The sequence below is a fragment of the Sporichthya sp. genome (genome assembly GCF_013815995.1).
Classification (GTDB): Bacteria; Actinomycetota; Actinomycetes; order Sporichthyales; family Sporichthyaceae; genus Sporichthya.
The window spans coordinates 1-16,080 of sequence record NZ_JACDFE010000087.1 but is presented as its reverse complement, the minus strand read 5'-3'; the positions used below and the strand labels follow the sequence as shown (position 1 = coordinate 16,080).

Sequence of the window (16,080 nt, the reverse complement as noted above, 5' to 3'; positions counted from 1 at the left end):
GGGCAGCGTCGAGGACCGCGCCATCCGGGCCAACTCCGCGCGCTGCTCACTACTGACCGGCAACGCCGGTGCTGTCTTGATCGGCATGATCAATCATACCGCGCTAATTCACAGACAGACCACTAGGGCACGCCTCCCCATCCCTCTGCGGCGCGATCGGCGTCCCGGACGCCCTCTGGCGGCGTTGTCGTCGTCGCCCGATGCTCCGCATCGGGCTCCTCCTCCGCCTTCCCAGAGAACCCCCGGAACACCGATCGCATCCACCAGGGATGGAGAGGCATGCCCTAGATTGACCCGCGATGTGGACCGCCTGGCTGCGAGGCCTCGACTCGCTCCCTGACGCCGTCTCGCTGGCCGAGCCGGTGGATCCGGACGCTCTCGGCGACGCCGAGGTGCGGCTGGGCCTGATGCTGCCGGAAGATCTGCGCTCGCTGCTCTCCGAGACCGACGGCCTAGGCGGGGCCGGCCGCGGCGAGCCGGTGTGGCCGGTGGAGCGGATCGCTGCGGAGAACGTGCTGTTGCGGTCGGAGGGCTCCACGCCGGCGCTCCCGGACGGCGCCGACGATGACCTGCTGTTCTTCGGCGACGCCGGTAAAGGGCAGCTCTTCGCCTACGAACTCGACGCCGGCGGCGAGATCAGTGACCCGGACGTGTTCATCTGGCAGCCCGGCCTCGGCGAGGCGGTCTGGATCGCCTCGGACCTGCAGAGCCTGCTGGACGACTGGGTTCGCGGGGAACTCACGACGTGAACGCCGGGGTTGGGCACCACAGGTCCCTTAGGGTGGATAGCCAGCCCGACGGCATGACGAAGGAAGCGTGAGATGGCCACCGCACGGCGCTCGGTCAAGGGCATGGTCGCGAAGGATCCGACGCTGCATGCCGCGTTCCAGAGCATTCAGGTGCGCCGTGGCCGCCTCAAGCCCAATCTGATCTTCGTCCTCGGGTCCCAGCGGTCGGGTACCAACGTGCTCCGGCAGTCGCTGTCCCTGGATCCCTACGTCCACGGGTTCAACGAGCGCAAGAACAGCGAGCTCTACGTCGGCTGGGCCCTGCGCCCGGAACCGGAGATCCGCGAGTTCCTCTCGCGCTTCCGGACCACCGTGCTGCTGAAGCCGATCCAGTCGGTGATCCGGCGCCCGGTCGCGGACTTCCTCAACGAGTTCGACGATTACAACCTCAAGGTCGCGTGGATCTACCGCGACCCGGTGGCGGTGTTCCGCTCCCGCGGCGAGCGCTGGTCCTACAAGTCCGAGGCCGGCCCGTTCATCGACGAGTGGAACCGGATCAACGCCTCGGTGATGGACGCGAACGACCCACGGGTCTCCGTGGTCTGTTACGACCAGCTCACCACCGACCACACGGTGTTCCACTCGCTCTGCCAGGGCCTGGGAATTCGGGGCGAAAACCTCTTCCACTCCGGCCGGCCGGTCGCGGAGGTCGAGAGCTCGCTGTCGGAGGAGGACGTCGCCGACATCCGTAAGCGGACCGTGGAGACCCTGGACCGGCTCGACGCGGCGGCCGCGGCGTTCCTCGAGGCCAACAAGGTGGCCGAGGGCGGCGAGGACTCCGAGGACGGCCCCGCCCCGGAGAAGTCGGCGCAGCCCTCAACGACGGGCTGATCCCCTTCTGAGATTTCGCTGCCCGGCGCTGCGCGACCAGTCCTCCAGTTGGGCCACGAACTTCGTGCCGGAAGCGCGCCAGTCGTGCTCGGCCAGCGCCGCCGCATGTCCGCGGCGGCCGTACTCCACGCGGGTGGCTTCGTCATCGCGCAATTCCAGGACGGCCTTGGCTGCGGCCTTGGGGTCGTCCCAGGGCACGACGGTGCCGCACCGGTGCCGGCTCACGAGCTCGGCCGCGGGCGGGTTCGGGGTGGTCACCACCGGCAGGCCGCGGGCCATGTACTCGATGACCTTCGTCGGCATCGAGTGCCGGTAGTTCGGCTCGTCGTGCAGCAGGGACAGCCCGGCCAGTGCACCGGGTAGCCGGGCCAGCGCGAGGTCGTTGGGCGCGAAGCCGGCCCAGTCCAGCACCCCGTCGGCGACGGCCGCGTCCAGCAGCGGCGTGGAGGCAGCGTCCGCGCTGCCGATCAGCTCCACCCGTACGCCCTCGGGCGCCAGCAGGCGGGCGACGGCGACCATCTCCGCCGCCCCACGGGCCAGCGTGATCGCGCCCAGGTAGACCGCCCGATCCGAGCCCGGTGGCGGCACCTCGGCGGGCACCATCGTCTGGTTGGGCACCACCGGGTGCAGCCGGCGGAAGCGTTCGACGTAGCCGTGCTCGGCCAGCAACAGGTGCACCGAACGCTCCGCGCCGGCCTCGGCGGCGCGCACCGCGGCAGCGAACGGCCTGCGCAGGGGGCGGGGCATCCAGGCCTTCAGGCCCAGGGCGGCCGCGGTGTCCTCGTGCACGTCCCAGACCACCGGGCGCTTGCCGTGGCTGCCGGCCACCGCGAGCAGCAGCTCCGGGTCGTGCAGCACGGTGATGTCGACGTCGTCGCGCAAGCGCTTGTACTCGGCGCGAGCGGCACGGAACGCTCGGGCCCGGGACCGGCCCGCCGAGCGCGGCAGGTCGACGCTCTCCAGGCCAGGACGGGGCTTCACCCCGCAGGCGGCGAACGGCGCCGCGTAGACCACCTGATGCCCGGCAGCCGTCAGCGAGGCGATCTGACGGTGCAGGATCCGGGCGTCCTCCGGGTGGTGCACGACCGTCATCACCAGGACGCGCACGATGGTGCTCCGGCCCTTAGAGGCGTTCGACGGTGTCCGAGGCGGTCAGCACGCCGCGGGTGTCCAGGACGAGCTTGCCGCGACTCGCGATGACGTCGAGGTCGAAGGCCTTGTGCGGGGCGAGCATGATGCTCAGATCCGCCTCGGTGACCCCGGTGACGAGGTCGTCGACCTTCGTCACCGGTTTGCCGTCGACGGCCCAGGCCGGCACGTGCGGATCGCAGTAGGTGACGTTCGCGCCGAGGGCCCGGAGCCGGCGGACCAGCGGCAGCGCCGGGGTCTCCCGCTCGTCGGCGATGTCCGGCTTGTAGGTGACACCGAGCAGAAGGATGTTCGAGCCATTGACGGCTTTCCGCACGGTGTTCAGTATCCGCGTTGCCCGCTGGGAGACGTACACCGGCATCCGCTCGTTGACCTCCTGGGCCAGCTCCACGAAGTGGAACGGGTAGCCCAGCTTGCGGACCGCGTGCGAGAGATAGTTCGGGTCGATCGGGATGCAGTGCCCGCCGACGCCGGGGCCGGGCCGGAAGGCCTGGAAGCCGAACGGCTTGGTCGCGGCGGCGTCGATGGCCGACCACAGGTCGATGCCGAGCTCGTTGGAGAACATCGCCATCTCGTTGACCAGGGCGATGTTCACGTGCCGGTAGGTGTTCTCCAGCAGCTTGGCCATCTCGGCCTCGGCGGTGCCCTTCACCGGCACCACGGTGTCGACGATCTTCCCGTAGAAGCCGACCGCGCGGTCCCGGCAGGCCACGGTGTGACCGCCGACCACCTTCGGGGTGTTGCGCAGCCCGAAGGTCGGGTTGCCCGGGTCGATGCGCTCGGGGGAGAAGGCGAGGTAGAAGTCGGTGCCGGCCTTCAGGCCGGTGGCCTCCAGCGCCGGGAGCAGGACGTCGCGGGTGGTGCCGGGCCACGTGGTGGACTCCAGCACGACCAGCTGGCCGGGGCGCAGCTTGGCCGCGATCGCGGCGGTGGCGGCGTTGACGGCGCCCAGGTCGGGGCGGCGGTCGTCGTCCAGCGGCGTGGGCACGCAGATGACGACGGTCTCGCAGTCGCCGACCACGTCCGGAGAGGTGGTCGGGTGGAAGCCGTTGGCCAGGAGGTGGGCGACCTGGGCCTCGCTGATGTCGTCGACGTGCGACTGGCCCGCGAGCAGGCTGGTGACCTTGCGCTCGCTGGCGTCGATGCCGGCCACCCGCATGCCGGCGGCGACCGCCTCGACCACGAGCGGCAGGCCCACATAGCCGAGACCGATGACGCCGAGGTCGTACTTGAAGCCGCTCATGTCCTCACCCATAACGCTGGTCACACACTGTGCACTGGCCCCCAGTGATCGACTTCCCAGGTTACGCGTTCGCCGCCCCCAGGCGGGCGTAGAGGGCTCGATAGGTCTCCGCGAGGCGGTCCCAGGTGAACCGCTCGGCCACCACGTCCCGGCCCGCGGCCGTCAATTCCGCGCACCGGGACGAATCGGTGCGCAACCGGTCCAAAGCCGCGGCCAGGGAGTCCGCATCACCCGGGCGGACCAGTTCGGCGGCCACCGCCCCGCTCCGGTCGTCCACCAGTTCCCGGAGCGCAGGAAGGTCCGAAAGGACCAGCGGGCGGCCCTGGGCCATGGCCTCCAGCGGCTTGAGCGGGGTGACGAGGCGGGTGACCCGCAGGTCGACCCGGGCGCAGACGAACACGTCCAGGGCGGCCACCACCCGGGGCGCGACGTCGGCCGGGACCTGACCCGGCATCAGCAGGGTCTCGGGGCCGAGTCCGAGGTCGGCGGCGAGTTTGTCCAGGGCGCCCCGGAAGGGCCCGCTGCCGACCAGCAGCACCTTCACCTTCGACCCGCGGTCGCGGAGCAGGGCCGCGGCCTTGAGCAGCACGTCGAAGCCCTCGTAGGCGGCCAGCTTGGAGACCGAGCCGACCACGAACTCGTCGTCGCCCAGGCCGAACTCACGGCGGGCGGCGGCGCGGTCGTGATGCGCCGTCAGAAGGGCGGCGTCGACGGCGTTCGGGGTGAGCACGATCTTCTCCGCCGGGATGCCGCGGGCGAGAATCTCGGTGCGCATGGTCTCGCTCAGGGTGGCGACCGCGTCGGCCTCGGCCATGATCGCGGTGTCCCGGTCCCGGTGCAGCCGCATGCGCTCGGGCATGCTCGCGACGTCGCTGTCCGGATCCAGCGCGGCGCCGGCCGCCCACGACTCCTCGAGGAAGCCGCGGATCTCGTAGAGCACCGGCAGTCCGGTGCGGTCGCGCAGCGCGAGGGCGACAGTGCCGTTGCGGTGGTCGGTGGCGGCGTGCAGCACCGCCGGCTTCAGGGCGCGAACCAGTTCGGTGGCTGCATCCGCGCCGCGCGCCAGGCGCAGGTCAGCCTCGATCGGGATCGGGCCGGTCGGGATCAGTCGGTGGTAGGCGATGCCGTCGATCGCGGTGACGTGGGTGGCCTCGGGGTGACCGTCGCGGGCCGGCCAGCCCCACTGGGTGACCGCGTGCGGGTCCAACCCCGCCGCCTGCTGGGCGCGCAGGATCCGGTGGGTGCGCAGTGTGTAGCCCGCCTGGGCGTAGGGGAGCGCGTTGGTCACCAGGTGCAGCACCCGGCCGGGGACGCCGGCGACCCGGGCGCCACCCGCGCTGGGCACCGGGTCCTTGCCGTAGGCCCGCAGCTCGCCCTCGTAGCGCCGGCGCAGCCGGTCCCCGGTGGGGAGCTCGGCCACGGCCGCGGTGATCTCGCCGTTCTTGAACAGCTTCCGCGCTGTGTCCCGGGCCTTACCGGCGCCCGTCCGGGGGAGCTTGCGCAGCCCCGGCAGCCGCCCGGGGTCCTCGCTGACCCGGTCCAGCACGACCCGCGCCGTCAGCACCGGGTGCTTGCTCAGCCCGCGCAGCAGCGGCTCGGCGAGCGCCTTGATCGAGGTCACGAGGGGTCAGTCTGCCCGGAACCACTACGATCCTGGGCGATGAAGCGCGAGATTCTGCACGTGCTGGGGGCCCGGCCCAACTTCCCGAAGGCCGCACCGGTGATCCGGGCTGTCGACGCCCTCGGGATCCCTGGGTTGACTCAGCAGATCGTGCACACGGGCCAGCACTACGACACGTTGATGTCCGACGTCTTCTTCGCCGACCTCGGTCTGCCGGAGCCGGTCGCCAATCTCGGCGTCGGGTCCGGCAGCCACGGCAAGCAGACCGGTGCGCTGCTGGCCGGGCTCGAGGACCTCGTTCTCGAGCGGAAGCCGGCCCTGGTGCTGGTCTACGGCGACGTGAACTCGACCGTGGCCGCCGCGCTGGTCTGCTCGAAGCTCGGCATCAAGTTCGGCCACGTCGAGGCCGGCCTGCGCTCCTTCGACCGGACCATGCCGGAGGAGATCAACCGGATCGTCACCGACTCCCTCGCGGACCTGCTGTTCGCGACCAGCCCGGAGGCCATCGGCCTGCTCGGCAAGGAGGGCATCAGCCCGGACAAGGTGCACCTGGTCGGCAACCCGATGATCGACAGCCTGTTCGCGGCACTGCCCAAGCTGGACGCAGCCGCGGCCCGGGCCCGCTTCGACCTGCCGGAGCGCTACGGCGTCGCCACCCTGCACCGGCCTGGCAACGTCGACAGCGTCGACGCGGCCCGCGAGCTCGTCGAGGCCGTCAACGAGGTCAGCCGGATGCTGCCGATCGTGCTGCCGCTGCACCCCCGCGGCCGCGCGACCCTCGCCGAAGCCGGCCTCGCCCAGACCGCCAACCTGCAGGTCATCGACCCGCTCGGCTACATCGACTTCATGTCGCTGGTCCGCGGCGCCTCCATCGTGCTGACCGACTCCGGCGGCGTGCAGGAGGAGACCACCGCGCTGAAGGTCCCCTGCCTGACGGCCCGTCCGAACACCGAGCGGCCGATCACCTGTACGCACGGCACCAACAAGCTGGTCACCCCGGCCACGATGGTCGACGCCGCCAAGGCTGCCCTGGCTGCCGATGTCGAATGGCCGCCGGAGGGCCCACCGCTCTGGGACGGCCACGCCGGCCCCCGCATCGCCTACGTCCTCAAGCGCTGGCTGGCCGAACAGAGCAGCTGACGTCCGACGAGGCGAGCGCTATAGCGCTCGCCTGCTCGGACGCTGGAGCTACTTCTTGCCCTTGCGACGCTTGGCCAGCTTGGAGAGGTCCCTCGGCAGCTGCTTGACGCCCTTCTTCGGGTTCTTGGCCGCGCCGGAGAGGGCGTTGCCGAGCTCGTAGGCGGCAGAACTCTTCAGCACCCGCAGGTCCCGGTCGGCCTTGTGGAAGCGGACGCTGTAATCGTCGGCCCGCTTCGTTTGATGCTCGACCTGGGCCCGCAGGGAATCGATCTCGTCGAGGGCGTTGTCGCGTTCACGCTTGCGGCCGTTGGAGTCGAACACCGCCGTGTCGGCGCGGGCCAACGCGAGGTCGCGCTCGGTGCGGAGCATCGCGATCAGCTCCTCGTCGGAGCCGGCGGTGACCTCGGACGTCGGCACGGAGAGCGCCATCTCCGGCTTGCGGATCCGGAACGCGAACTGCCCGCAGTGCTCGAGCTTGCGGAGGTTGGTGGCCGCGGCGTCGCGGTTGTGCTCCGCGGCCCAGGTGTCGATCTCCGCGTTCAGCGGGGACTCGCCGTGGAAGTAGGCCGAGTACTCCGGCGGCCGACCGTGGTACGCGCGCTGGATCAGCGTGACGCCGTCGATGCCGGGCCGGACCTCCTCCAGCACCAGCCCCGCCTCCTCGACCAGCAACCGGAAGCCGTAAGGCGTGTAGTTCCACACCGAGAACGAGTGGTACGGCTCCAGGTGCGAGGTGCTCCCGCTGAACAGGCCGCCCGGGGCGAGCACGCGGGCGATCTCGATGAGCAGCTCGATCGGCCGGCGCACGTGCTCGAAGACCTGGTGCGAGTGGATCATCGAGACGCTGCCCGAGGCCAGCGGCAGCCGGACGCCGTCGTAGTGCACGACCAGGTCCCCGGTGTCGACGCGAGCCTTCGACTCCGGCGAGCCGACGATGTCGACGCCCACCCAGCGGGTCTCGGGCCGCAGCTCCCGGCAGCGGTCGGCGGACAGGCCGACGCCGCAGCCCAGGTCCACCACGACGTCCGGCGGGTCCTCGCTGGTGAGCGCCTGGTCCAGGTAGTAGCCCGAGTTGACCTGACGGGCGTGGTCGGTGGGGATGCAGTCCCGGATCAGCTGCCAGAGGTTCACAGGCCCATTCCATTCATGGACGGAGCCCCGCCACCAGATCGGCGAAGATGCCGCACACCACGGGCAGGTCGAAGGCGGCACTCACCTGACGCTTGGCCTCGGCCCGCTGGGAGTCCCACGAGCCGTTGGCGGTCGCGGTGAGGATCGCCTCGGCGATCTCCGCCGCGTCCTGGTGGATCCACTCCGGCTCATAGACGGTCTCCGCGCCCGGCCACGGCAGCACGGCCGGCACCGCGCCGGAGGCCATGCCCTCGGCGGGCGAGAGGTGGAAGCTCTCGTCGTCGGAGGTGGAGAGCACCCAGCCGACGCCGCGCAGCCAGGGCGCGACGTCCGCGCCGAAGCCGTCGAAGACGACGGCGTTCGCCAGGTTCGGGTCGGTTCGGATGCGGCGCATCAGGTCGTCGACGTGCACGCGCTCCTCCGGCTGCTTCCAGACCCACCAGTAGTCCCAGGCGGGCTTGGACTTCACGAACAGGTGGAAGCGCTTGTCGTGGCGGCGCAGTTCGGCCAGCACGTCCAGCCCGAGGTCCATCCGCTTGCGGGCCGGAGTAACACCGATCATGCCCAGGTGGAACTGAGCCCCCGTCAGTTTCGGCCGGTCCAGCTGCGCGACGTCGACCCAGTTCGGCACCGTGATGATCTTCTCGGCCGGCCAACCGGTCAGCTCACGGGTCAGGTCGGCGTGGTGCTGGTTCACCGTGACGACGGTGTCGATGGCGTCGATCTTCATGTCCGAGGGGAACGTGGAATACAGCTCGAAGCGGTGCAACCGCACGATCATCCGCTGCTTGGGCTTCTTGTTCTTGCTGTACCAGATCGCGTTCGGGCCGGCCCATTCGCAGAAGATGACGTCGGCCCACTCCAGCAGCTTCTTCGACGTCGGCACGTCGTGGCGGGCCAGCGCGGACCAGTGGTCCATCCTCAGCTCGATGCCCGGCAGCGCGGCCAGGTGATCGGCGATGCGGGTGAAGAACTTCATGTCGTGCCCGGCGACGAGCAACTTCAGCTTCCCCGGCCGGCCGGCCAGGCTCGGTGGGTCCGGCGGGAAGGCGCGGTCGAGCATCGCGACGATCCGCTCGGTGGCCCGGGTCATGGTGTGGTCGGAGGCGGCGATGCCGTTGCGGGCGCGGGCCAGGTCGTAGCGGGCCGGGTCGGCGGCAACGGCGGCGATCAGGTCGACGACCTCGCCCACGCCGCGGTCCGCGGACCCGGCGGCGTCCGCGGACCCGTCGACGAACATGGGGTAGTCCGCACCGAGGAGGCGCTCGTGCATCGGGGTGCGGTTGATCAGCGCCGGTAGCCCGAGCACGCCGTACTCCAGCACCTTCGTCGACAACTCGAGGCTGTCGTCGAGGTCGGCGTCCCGCCAGCCCAGACCGATGTGCGCGCCACCGGCGATCTGCATCGCCTTCTCGCGCGGCTGCCCGCCGTGCCAGATCACGCCGCGTCCGGTCTTGAGCGCCTCACTCATCCGGCGGGAGTAGTCGGGGTCCTCGGGGTCGTCGTGGACCTTGTCGCCGACCATGTGCAGCTCGGCGGACACCCCGCGCTCGGCGAGCAGGGTCGGCAGCGCCGCCATCTGCTCGGTGTTCCAGCGCGGCGCGAACTTGCCCGTGTAGACCAGTCGGATCGGCTCGCCCGGTGCCGGCGGCGCGGGCGGGCTGACGCCGTCGACCTCGGGGGCGACCGGCGGGAACAGCACGGACTTGCCGCAGGCCTCGGGGACCAGGCCCTCCAGGAAGCCACGCAGTTCCTCGGTCTGGCAGAGCAGGTAGCGCGAGGCCTTGGCGACCTGGGTGAGCACCTCGACGGACTCGGGGTCGGCCTCGATGTAGGACTGCGGGACGTCGGTCAGATACGTCCACAGCCGACCGGTCGCGACCTTGCTCGTGACCAGTTGGTGCACGGCGCGCAGGCCGCGTACGACGACGAGGTCGTAGGAGTTCTGCGCGTCCAGCTGGCCGAGGACCTTGGCCACCTGAGAGGGGGTCAGACCGGCGCCCTTGGCGGCCTTCAGGTCGGGCAGCAGCGACTCCTCGTACGGCTTCCGCACCGTCACGTTGGGCAGCGCGGCCAGCGGGTCGAGCAGGCGGCCGGTCTCGATCGGGGACTTCAGCACCAGGTCGACCTGGCACCCGGCGGCGGCCAGGGTCTGCACGATGCCCTGCACCCAGATCGCCGAGCCATCGATCAGATTGAGGTCGACGTGGCCGTAGACCATCGCCCGCTTCTGCCGGGTCACTTCGCCACCTCGCGCAGGACGCGCGGGCCGTCGGTGTTGCGCTCGTCGGAGGCCTCGGCCGCGGCGACCAGGTCGAGCAACCAGTGTTCCGGTGGCGCCTGATCGCCGTCCCAGTGGGCGACCAGCGGGAGGTCGGCGACGGCGGAGGCGTCGGTGACCACGCGCGCAGGCGCGTGGCCCTGGTTGGCGAACGCGTCGGCCGGGAGGTTCGAGACCACGCCGACCCGGCGCCGGGCCAGCGGCTCGAAGGGGAAGTTCATCCGGGTGCAGAACTCGGCGAGCCGCACCGCGGGGGCATCGGTGCTGAACCAGATGCGCAACGCCTCTGACCCCGGGGCGGCGCCTTCCGGTGCCGGCGTGCCCGGGTGCCACTCGGCCGAGGTCCACACCGCATCGGCCCGGGCGCCGATCCGGGCCAGGCCCGGCGTCGCCGAGCGCGGGGAGTTCCACCAGATCAGCACGGGGCGGCGCACGGCGCGCGAGGCGACCAGCACATCGAGGATCGCGCGGTCACGCGCGCCGTAGGCCGACTGCGTCGTGTAGGCCCAGGGGCCCGGGGACCCGAGGGCGGCGGACTCGATCAGCACCACGTCCGGGTCGGCGCGGGACACGATCACCTCGGCGTCGTGGGGGAGCAGCGTGTTCACCACGGCGCGCGGGTTGTCGATCGGGCCACGCAGCAGGGCCGCCGTCTGCGCGGTCAGCATGCCGGCGATGACCGGCACCGTCCGGGGCCCGACCGCGACCGAGGTGTGCAGCATGGTCAGCAGCGCGGGGTCGGCGTTGTCGATCTCGTCGACGTCGAGGGCCGTCGGCCCACGCAGGCTCTTGAGGAGCGCCTCGTCGATCGGGGCGCCGGGCATGGTCCGTCCGGACCGCCGACGCCAGAGCGCCTTGACCTCGCGCGGCAACAGCCGCGCACCGCGCCTCGGATTGCGGGCAGCGCCGACCAGGGTGCGGCCGAGCACCATCGCGGCCGAGCCCTCCAGGGCGGTGAGACGTTCTTCCACCGCCTGCAGCTGGCGCTCCTTGGCGGTCAGCGTGCGGCGCAGCTTGGCGGTGACGGCGGCGTCGGAGACGTCGGCGGCGTTGGACGGACCCCCGGTGTGCGAGCGCTGCGCGGCCTCGAGCTCGGCGAGCCGGGCCCGGGTGGCGCGCCCGACGACGGAGTCGAAGGCGTGCTCGGCCTGGAGCCGCAGCAGGACCGGCAGACCGGCGCCGGTCGGGTCGTCCGGGTCGACGCGAACCAGCACAGCGGCGGTCTGCACCTCGTCGTGATCGAGCGGGCCGACCTCGAGCACCTTGAGCGCGGCGCCGACCAGGTCCTCCAGGACCTGGTGGAACGGGACGGCGTCGATCCGATGCTCGAACAACAGGACCGCTTTGGCGCCCGGCTGCATGCGCGCCGCTGCCTTGGCGAAGTTCGCGGGGTCGCCGTGCCGGTCCGGGTCGCGGCCGTAGATCGCGATCACCAGCGTCCCGGCGGTGAAGGTGTCGCCCGCGCCCGGCGCGGCGACGCGCGAACGCGGCACCTCGGGCGGCAACGGCAGTGCGCCGCCGAAGGTGAGCGCACCGGCGCCGACCTCGACGACGGTGTGGACGCCGCCGAGGTGGGGCTGCAGCAGGTCGTTCAGGCGCACGGTCAGCTCTCCCGCGTCCAGGCGATCAAGGCGCCCGTTTCATTGTGTGAACCGGCATCCAGCGGTTGGACTCTGTCCAGCCGGAACCCCCGTGGCTCCAGCACCTGACGGTATGCGGCCTCCGACCCGCCAACCACCAGCCGTCCCCCGAGCCGCACCAGGGACGAGAGGTTGACGGCCGCCGCCCGCCACGCCTCGCCGTCAAGGGCGCGCAGCACCTGGGGGGCCAGGACCAGGTCGAACAGCCAGGCGCTGCTCACCTGGGCCGGATCGGCGTCCGTGCGCTCGACCCGGTAGCCCAGACGGCCCAGTGCGCGGGCGCTCCAATCGGTGCCCGCACCGACCTCGAGCACCTCCAGCGGCGCGAGCGGGCTCGACACCTCGCCGAGCAGCTCCAGCACCACCGCGAGCTGACGGGCCTCCCGGGCCTCGGCCACCTCGGCGGCCAGGTCCACCCGCATCGAACCGCCCTCGCGGCGGTTCCAGTACCGGGCCACCTCGACCATGCTCAGCACCGGCCCGACGGCGTCGGACGGGGTGTCGGCGGGGTCGGCCTGTCCGTAGGCGGTCTGGTCGAAGTCCACCGGGTGAGCCTAGGGCGTGAGCGGGTAAACAGCGGGAAGCTCGCTTCATGGAGAGAATGGGCACGCCGACCCGCGCCCGACCCGGGATCAGGGCAGACTGCCCGTATGAGTGAGCGCGCGACGTCCGGACCCAAGCACGAGCGGCCGATCCTGGTGCTCGGTTGCCCACGGTCGGGCACGACGCTGCTGCGGCTGATGCTCAACGCGCACCCGCGGATCGCGATCCCGCCGGAGACCCGCTTCGCCCTGCCGACCTACTTCGAGCGGACCAAGTTCGGCGACCTCACGCAAGCGGCGAACCGGCGCAAACTGGCCGAATTCCTCACCGGCAAGCCGGCCCTGCGGTGGTCCGACCACGACACCGACCGCGACGCCACCGTGCAGGCCATCCTGGACGCCCCGCCCACCGTGGGCTCGGCGCTGGCGGCGGTCTACGAGCAGTACGCCGCGCGCTTCGACAAGCCGCGCTGGGGCGACAAGCTGCCCACCTACATCGAGCACGTCCGCCCGCTGCTGGAGATGTTCCCCGACGCCCACCTCGTGCATGTGCTGCGCGACGGCCGGGACTGCGTCGGCTCGCTCAAGCGCCAGGAATGGTCCAAGCGCTCGACCCCGGACGCGATCGGGGTCTGGAACCGGGCCATCGACTACGGCAGGAAGGCCCGCACATCGGTGCCGGCCGCGCAGTGGCACGAGGTCCGCTACGAGGAGCTCGTCAGCGACCCCGAGGGGCGCCTCAAGGAACTGTGCGCGTTCCTCGAGGAGGACTTCGTGCCGGACATGCTGGAGCCGGCCAAGGTCGGCGCCAAGGTGATGCCCAGCCGCAAGGCCTTCCACGGCATGCTCTCCGGCTCGGTGACCACGACGAGCATCGGTGGCTGGGAGAAGCACCTGGAGCCGTGGGAGTCCAACCTCATGCACGTCGTCTCCGGCAAGCGCCTGCGCGCCGAGGGCTACGAGGTTCCGAAGACCACCCGACCGGCGCCGAAGCTGATCGCGGCGCACGTCAAGGCCGAGCTCCGGGACCGCAGGTCGCGCAACCTCGCCGAGCTGAAGGACCGCAAGCTCCGGCGGGACGAGGTGAAGCGCGGCGTCTCGGTCGCGCAGGTGCCGCAGACCTGACGGATCGTCAGGCCGGGGCCATCCGGGCCAGTTGTCGCGCCCGACGCGCTCGGCCGCGGGCCTCGGAGGGGGACTCGCCGATGAGCTGGTCAGCCGACGAGCTCCGAGTCAGGGTCGGCGTGAACTCGGCGGTCATGTAGAGCGCACGCTGGAACACCCCCTCCGGGACCCCCTTGAACGCCGGCATCGAAGACTCGAAGCCGCTCGAGCGTCAACGTGTCACCCACGATCGCCCACTCCGAGTGGTCTTGGCCCACGCTGTCACCGGTTGGCCGCGGATTGCCGCCGGTTACCTCGGTAGTCCTGGCGGGCAACCCAGACCTAGAGATCCCGGCACGGTTGCGCCGCGTACACACAGTCAGCCAGGGCCTTGTCAACGGCCAACTGGCGCAACCCCGAATTACGCCCCTGGCAATCGGCTGACCTGGGTGTTCGTATCCGCTTAGCTCCTAGCTGTGCGGGAGGGGGGACTTGAACCCCCACGTCCGAAGACACCAGATCCTAAGTCTGGCGCGTCTGCCAATTCCGCCACTCCCGCGTGCGGAAGAGCGTAAGGCAGCACCGGATCCTCACACTTTGGCCGAGCGGCAGGGGTATCGGGGTGCCCGGATAGCCCTGTCGGCTGTAGATCAACGTTGAAACTGGTGGGGCGTGGATTAGCTGTGGGACACCTCAGCGGTCACAACGTCGATCCGTGGCCGACGCCGCGTCGACGACCGTGCTCACGCCCCAAGCCTCCGCGTCCGCTCAAACACCCAACTCGCGCAGCAGACGCTCGACGTGGCCGGTGGCCTTCACGCCGTACATCGCCTTTTGCAGCTTCCCCTTCGGGTCGATCACGAAGGTGGAGCGGATGACGCCGGTGACGGTCTTGCCGTACATCATCTTTTCGCCGAACGCGCCGTAGGCGGTGAGCACGGCCTTGTCCGGGTCGGAGAGTAAGGGGAACGGGACGGCGTCGCGCTCACGGAACTTCGCCAGCTTGGCCTCGTGGTCCGGCGAGAGGCCGAGGACGACGTAGCCGGCGTCGGTGAGGCGCGCGAAGCTGTCCCGGAAGTCGCAGGCCTGCTTGGTGCAGCCCGGGGTCATCGCGGCCGGGTAGGCGTAGAGGATGACGGTCTTGCCGCGGTAGTCCTTCAGCTTGTGCTTCTTGCCGTCGGCGTCGGCGTCGGTCAGCGTGAAGTCGGGCGCGGTGTCGCCGGGGGCCAGGCGGGCGTTCGTCACGGCTCGGACTCCCTGTCAGTCGGTGTGCGGATCATCCTGCTGCCCGACCCGGCGTGGGTCGCACCCGGGGCGAGCGCCGCAACCTGACACACTGACGAATCACCAGCGCGGATGGAGGTCAGTCGTGGGCGCGAGCGGGGCATCCCAGTCGAAAGAGCAGCCCGGGACCGGGCACACCGCGCGGCTCGAGGCGCAGATCGAGGCCGCCCGCAACGGGCTCGCCGAGACCATCGACCAGATCGCCGAGCGCGTTGCGCCGGCGAATGTCGCGGCGGAAGCAAAATCTAAGGTCCGCGCCGTCGTGGTGAATTCCGACGGTTCGTTGAAGAAGGACCGCGTGATCAAAATTGCCGCGGTTGCCGGAATTGTGCTGGCCCTCGGAGCCTGGCGCCGCTACCGCTAGAGCAGGTTCGCCCCGGTTCGGGGGTGTCGGGAAGGCAAGTTTTCGCAGGTCAGAGCCTCGGGAACCGAACAGCCCAGCGTCGCGTCAAAGGCGGGACAGCAAGTCAACCCGATTTGGGGAATCGGAGCGACGGGCTTCTTTCAGGGGAATACGCTGCAGCTCGGTGTCCGCAGCATCACGTTCTAACCCAGGGGTGGGATTTCAATGTCCAGCATCAACGCGGCCGCGATCACGGCCAAGCACAAGGGCAGCGCCGAAGGTTCCGTCCGGGTTCTCGGACAGACCGCTGCCGTCGCCGGCATCTCCGGCGCTCTTCTCCTCGCTCTCAAGGCGATGGTTCTCGTCGCTCCGGCCGTGCTGCCGGGTGGCGACGGTCTCGACGCGCTGGGCCGTCCCAACGCCGTCGCTGCGCCGGTCGTCGAGGTGCCGGTCGTGTTCGAGCCCGCTTCGGCCGACATGCCGATCGGCGCGTCGGAGCGCACCGCGCCGAGCATCACCCGCACGGTGACCATTCCGACCACCACGACGAAGCCGGTCACCACGACCAACCCGTCGAACCCGACGACCTCGAACCCGTCGAACCCGTCGACCCCGTCGACCCCGGCTGACAAGCCGGCGAGCCCGGTCGGCACCGTCACCAAGCCGGTCACCGACCTGCTCGACGGCATTGCTCCCGGCGTCGGCACCACCGTGGGCCCCGTTGTCGACACGGTCGGCGGCACGGCTGACGGCGTGGTCGACACCGTGACCGGTGCGACCGGCGGCGTGCTCAAGCCCGTCACCGACACCCTCGGTGTCGGCTCCGGTGCCGCGGCTGAGCAGGGCCTGGTCGCGAAGCTCGGCAACACCGTCGGCAACGTCGTGGGCGGCAGCCAGGGCGGCGTCCTCGGCGGCAGCTCCAACGGTGGCGGCCTGCTCGGCGGCCTCGGCTAATCTGCTCGAACTTCCGCGATGCCCCGCAG

General features: G+C 70.8%; 15 protein-coding genes and 1 tRNA gene. 6 read left to right on the top strand and 10 right to left on the bottom strand.

Annotation, left to right across the window (positions count from 1 at the left end):
* Positions 1-299: 299 nt before the first annotated feature.
* Complete coding sequence (locus H0X00_RS11525) at positions 300-749, top strand: SMI1/KNR4 family protein (RefSeq protein ID WP_293770065.1); 450 nt, start codon at positions 300-302, stop codon at positions 747-749.
* A 72-nt stretch (positions 750-821) separates the two neighbouring features.
* Positions 822-1,619 carry a hypothetical protein gene (locus tag H0X00_RS11520; protein WP_293770064.1) on the top strand — a complete coding sequence of 266 codons (798 nt, stop codon included), beginning with the start codon at positions 822-824 and terminating at the stop codon, positions 1,617-1,619.
* Here H0X00_RS11520 and H0X00_RS11515 read toward each other — a convergent pair.
* The 3 genes from H0X00_RS11515 to H0X00_RS11505 all read right to left on the bottom strand — a co-directional run bounded on the left by H0X00_RS11515 (position 1,605) and on the right by H0X00_RS11505 (position 5,632).
* The gene (locus H0X00_RS11515; protein WP_293770062.1) at positions 1,605-2,726 is read right to left on the bottom strand and encodes a glycosyltransferase; all 1,122 of its coding nucleotides are present in this window, start codon (positions 2,724-2,726) and stop codon (positions 1,605-1,607) included. The two genes, H0X00_RS11520 and H0X00_RS11515, sit on opposite strands and share 15 nt — an antisense overlap.
* A 16-nt stretch (positions 2,727-2,742) precedes the next feature.
* Positions 2,743-4,011, bottom strand: coding sequence for a nucleotide sugar dehydrogenase (locus H0X00_RS11510; protein ID WP_293770061.1), 1,269 nt, complete (start codon positions 4,009-4,011; stop codon positions 2,743-2,745).
* A 61-nt stretch (positions 4,012-4,072) separates the two neighbouring features.
* Complete coding sequence (locus H0X00_RS11505) at positions 4,073-5,632, bottom strand: glycosyltransferase (protein WP_293770060.1); 1,560 nt, start codon at positions 5,630-5,632, stop codon at positions 4,073-4,075.
* A gap of 39 nt (positions 5,633-5,671) precedes the next feature.
* Between H0X00_RS11505 and wecB the strand changes: the two genes are divergently transcribed.
* Positions 5,672-6,772, top strand: coding sequence for a non-hydrolyzing UDP-N-acetylglucosamine 2-epimerase (gene wecB, locus H0X00_RS11500; protein ID WP_293770058.1), 1,101 nt, complete (start codon positions 5,672-5,674; stop codon positions 6,770-6,772).
* 48 nt (positions 6,773-6,820) lie between these two features.
* On the opposite strand, the gene H0X00_RS11495 is transcribed toward wecB, so the two are convergent.
* Genes H0X00_RS11495 through H0X00_RS11480 form a run of 4 tightly spaced genes read right to left on the bottom strand, consistent with a single transcriptional unit; the run spans position 6,821 to position 12,369 of the window.
* Complete coding sequence (locus H0X00_RS11495; protein ID WP_293770057.1) at positions 6,821-7,903, bottom strand: class I SAM-dependent methyltransferase; 1,083 nt, start codon at positions 7,901-7,903, stop codon at positions 6,821-6,823.
* A gap of 13 nt (positions 7,904-7,916) precedes the next feature.
* The gene (locus H0X00_RS11490) at positions 7,917-10,145 is read right to left on the bottom strand and encodes a glycosyltransferase family 1 protein (protein WP_293770056.1); all 2,229 of its coding nucleotides are present in this window, start codon (positions 10,143-10,145) and stop codon (positions 7,917-7,919) included.
* The gene (locus H0X00_RS11485; RefSeq protein ID WP_293770055.1) at positions 10,142-11,785 is read right to left on the bottom strand and encodes a hypothetical protein; all 1,644 of its coding nucleotides are present in this window, start codon (positions 11,783-11,785) and stop codon (positions 10,142-10,144) included. The genes H0X00_RS11490 and H0X00_RS11485 overlap by 4 nt, the downstream gene beginning before the upstream one ends.
* Positions 11,786-11,787: 2 nt before the next feature.
* Positions 11,788-12,369 (bottom strand): hypothetical protein, encoded by a 582-nt coding sequence (locus tag H0X00_RS11480; protein ID WP_293770053.1) that lies wholly within the window; start codon positions 12,367-12,369, stop codon positions 11,788-11,790.
* A 105-nt stretch (positions 12,370-12,474) separates the two neighbouring features.
* Between H0X00_RS11480 and H0X00_RS11475 the strand changes: the two genes are divergently transcribed.
* Positions 12,475-13,491 carry a sulfotransferase gene (locus H0X00_RS11475; protein ID WP_293770051.1) on the top strand — a complete coding sequence of 339 codons (1,017 nt, stop codon included), beginning with the start codon at positions 12,475-12,477 and terminating at the stop codon, positions 13,489-13,491.
* 7 nt (positions 13,492-13,498) lie between these two features.
* Here the strand turns inward: H0X00_RS11475 and H0X00_RS11470 are convergent, their stop codons facing one another.
* The 3 genes from H0X00_RS11470 to bcp form a co-directional block, all read right to left on the bottom strand.
* Positions 13,499-13,678 carry a hypothetical protein gene (locus H0X00_RS11470; protein WP_293770050.1) on the bottom strand — a complete coding sequence of 60 codons (180 nt, stop codon included), beginning with the start codon at positions 13,676-13,678 and terminating at the stop codon, positions 13,499-13,501.
* A 269-nt stretch (positions 13,679-13,947) separates the two neighbouring features.
* Positions 13,948-14,029: transfer RNA gene (locus H0X00_RS11465), tRNA-Leu, on the bottom strand.
* A gap of 209 nt (positions 14,030-14,238) precedes the next feature.
* On the bottom strand, positions 14,239-14,715 hold the full coding sequence (bcp, locus tag H0X00_RS11460) for a thioredoxin-dependent thiol peroxidase (RefSeq protein ID WP_293770049.1): 477 nt from the start codon (positions 14,713-14,715) through the stop codon (positions 14,239-14,241).
* 124 nt (positions 14,716-14,839) lie between these two features.
* On the opposite strand from bcp, the gene H0X00_RS11455 reads away from it, so the two are divergent.
* Both H0X00_RS11455 and H0X00_RS11450 read left to right on the top strand, forming a co-directional pair.
* A complete protein-coding gene (locus H0X00_RS11455) occupies positions 14,840-15,118 on the top strand; it encodes a DUF3618 domain-containing protein (RefSeq protein WP_293770047.1) in 279 nt (92 codons plus the stop codon).
* A 204-nt stretch (positions 15,119-15,322) separates the two neighbouring features.
* Positions 15,323-16,051, top strand: a complete 729-nt coding sequence (locus tag H0X00_RS11450) for a hypothetical protein (RefSeq protein ID WP_293770046.1) — start codon at positions 15,323-15,325, stop codon at positions 16,049-16,051.
* Positions 16,052-16,080 lie beyond the last annotated feature (29 nt).

Bases quoted from the DNA above. Each gene is read 5' to 3' on its own strand.
- H0X00_RS11470 (WP_293770050.1), bottom strand. From the start codon at position 13,678: ATGCCGGCGTTCAAGGGGGTCCCGGAGGGGGTGTTCCAGCGTGCGCTC.
- H0X00_RS11525 (WP_293770065.1), top strand. From the start codon at position 300: ATGTGGACCGCCTGGCTGCGAGGCCTCGACTCGCTCCCTGACGCCGTC.
- H0X00_RS11510 (WP_293770061.1), bottom strand. From the start codon at position 4,011: ATGAGCGGCTTCAAGTACGACCTCGGCGTCATCGGTCTCGGCTATGTG.
- H0X00_RS11450 (WP_293770046.1), top strand. From the start codon at position 15,323: ATGTCCAGCATCAACGCGGCCGCGATCACGGCCAAGCACAAGGGCAGC.
- wecB (WP_293770058.1), top strand. From the start codon at position 5,672: ATGAAGCGCGAGATTCTGCACGTGCTGGGGGCCCGGCCCAACTTCCCG.
- H0X00_RS11475 (WP_293770051.1), top strand. From the start codon at position 12,475: ATGAGTGAGCGCGCGACGTCCGGACCCAAGCACGAGCGGCCGATCCTG.
- H0X00_RS11520 (WP_293770064.1), top strand. From the start codon at position 822: ATGGCCACCGCACGGCGCTCGGTCAAGGGCATGGTCGCGAAGGATCCG.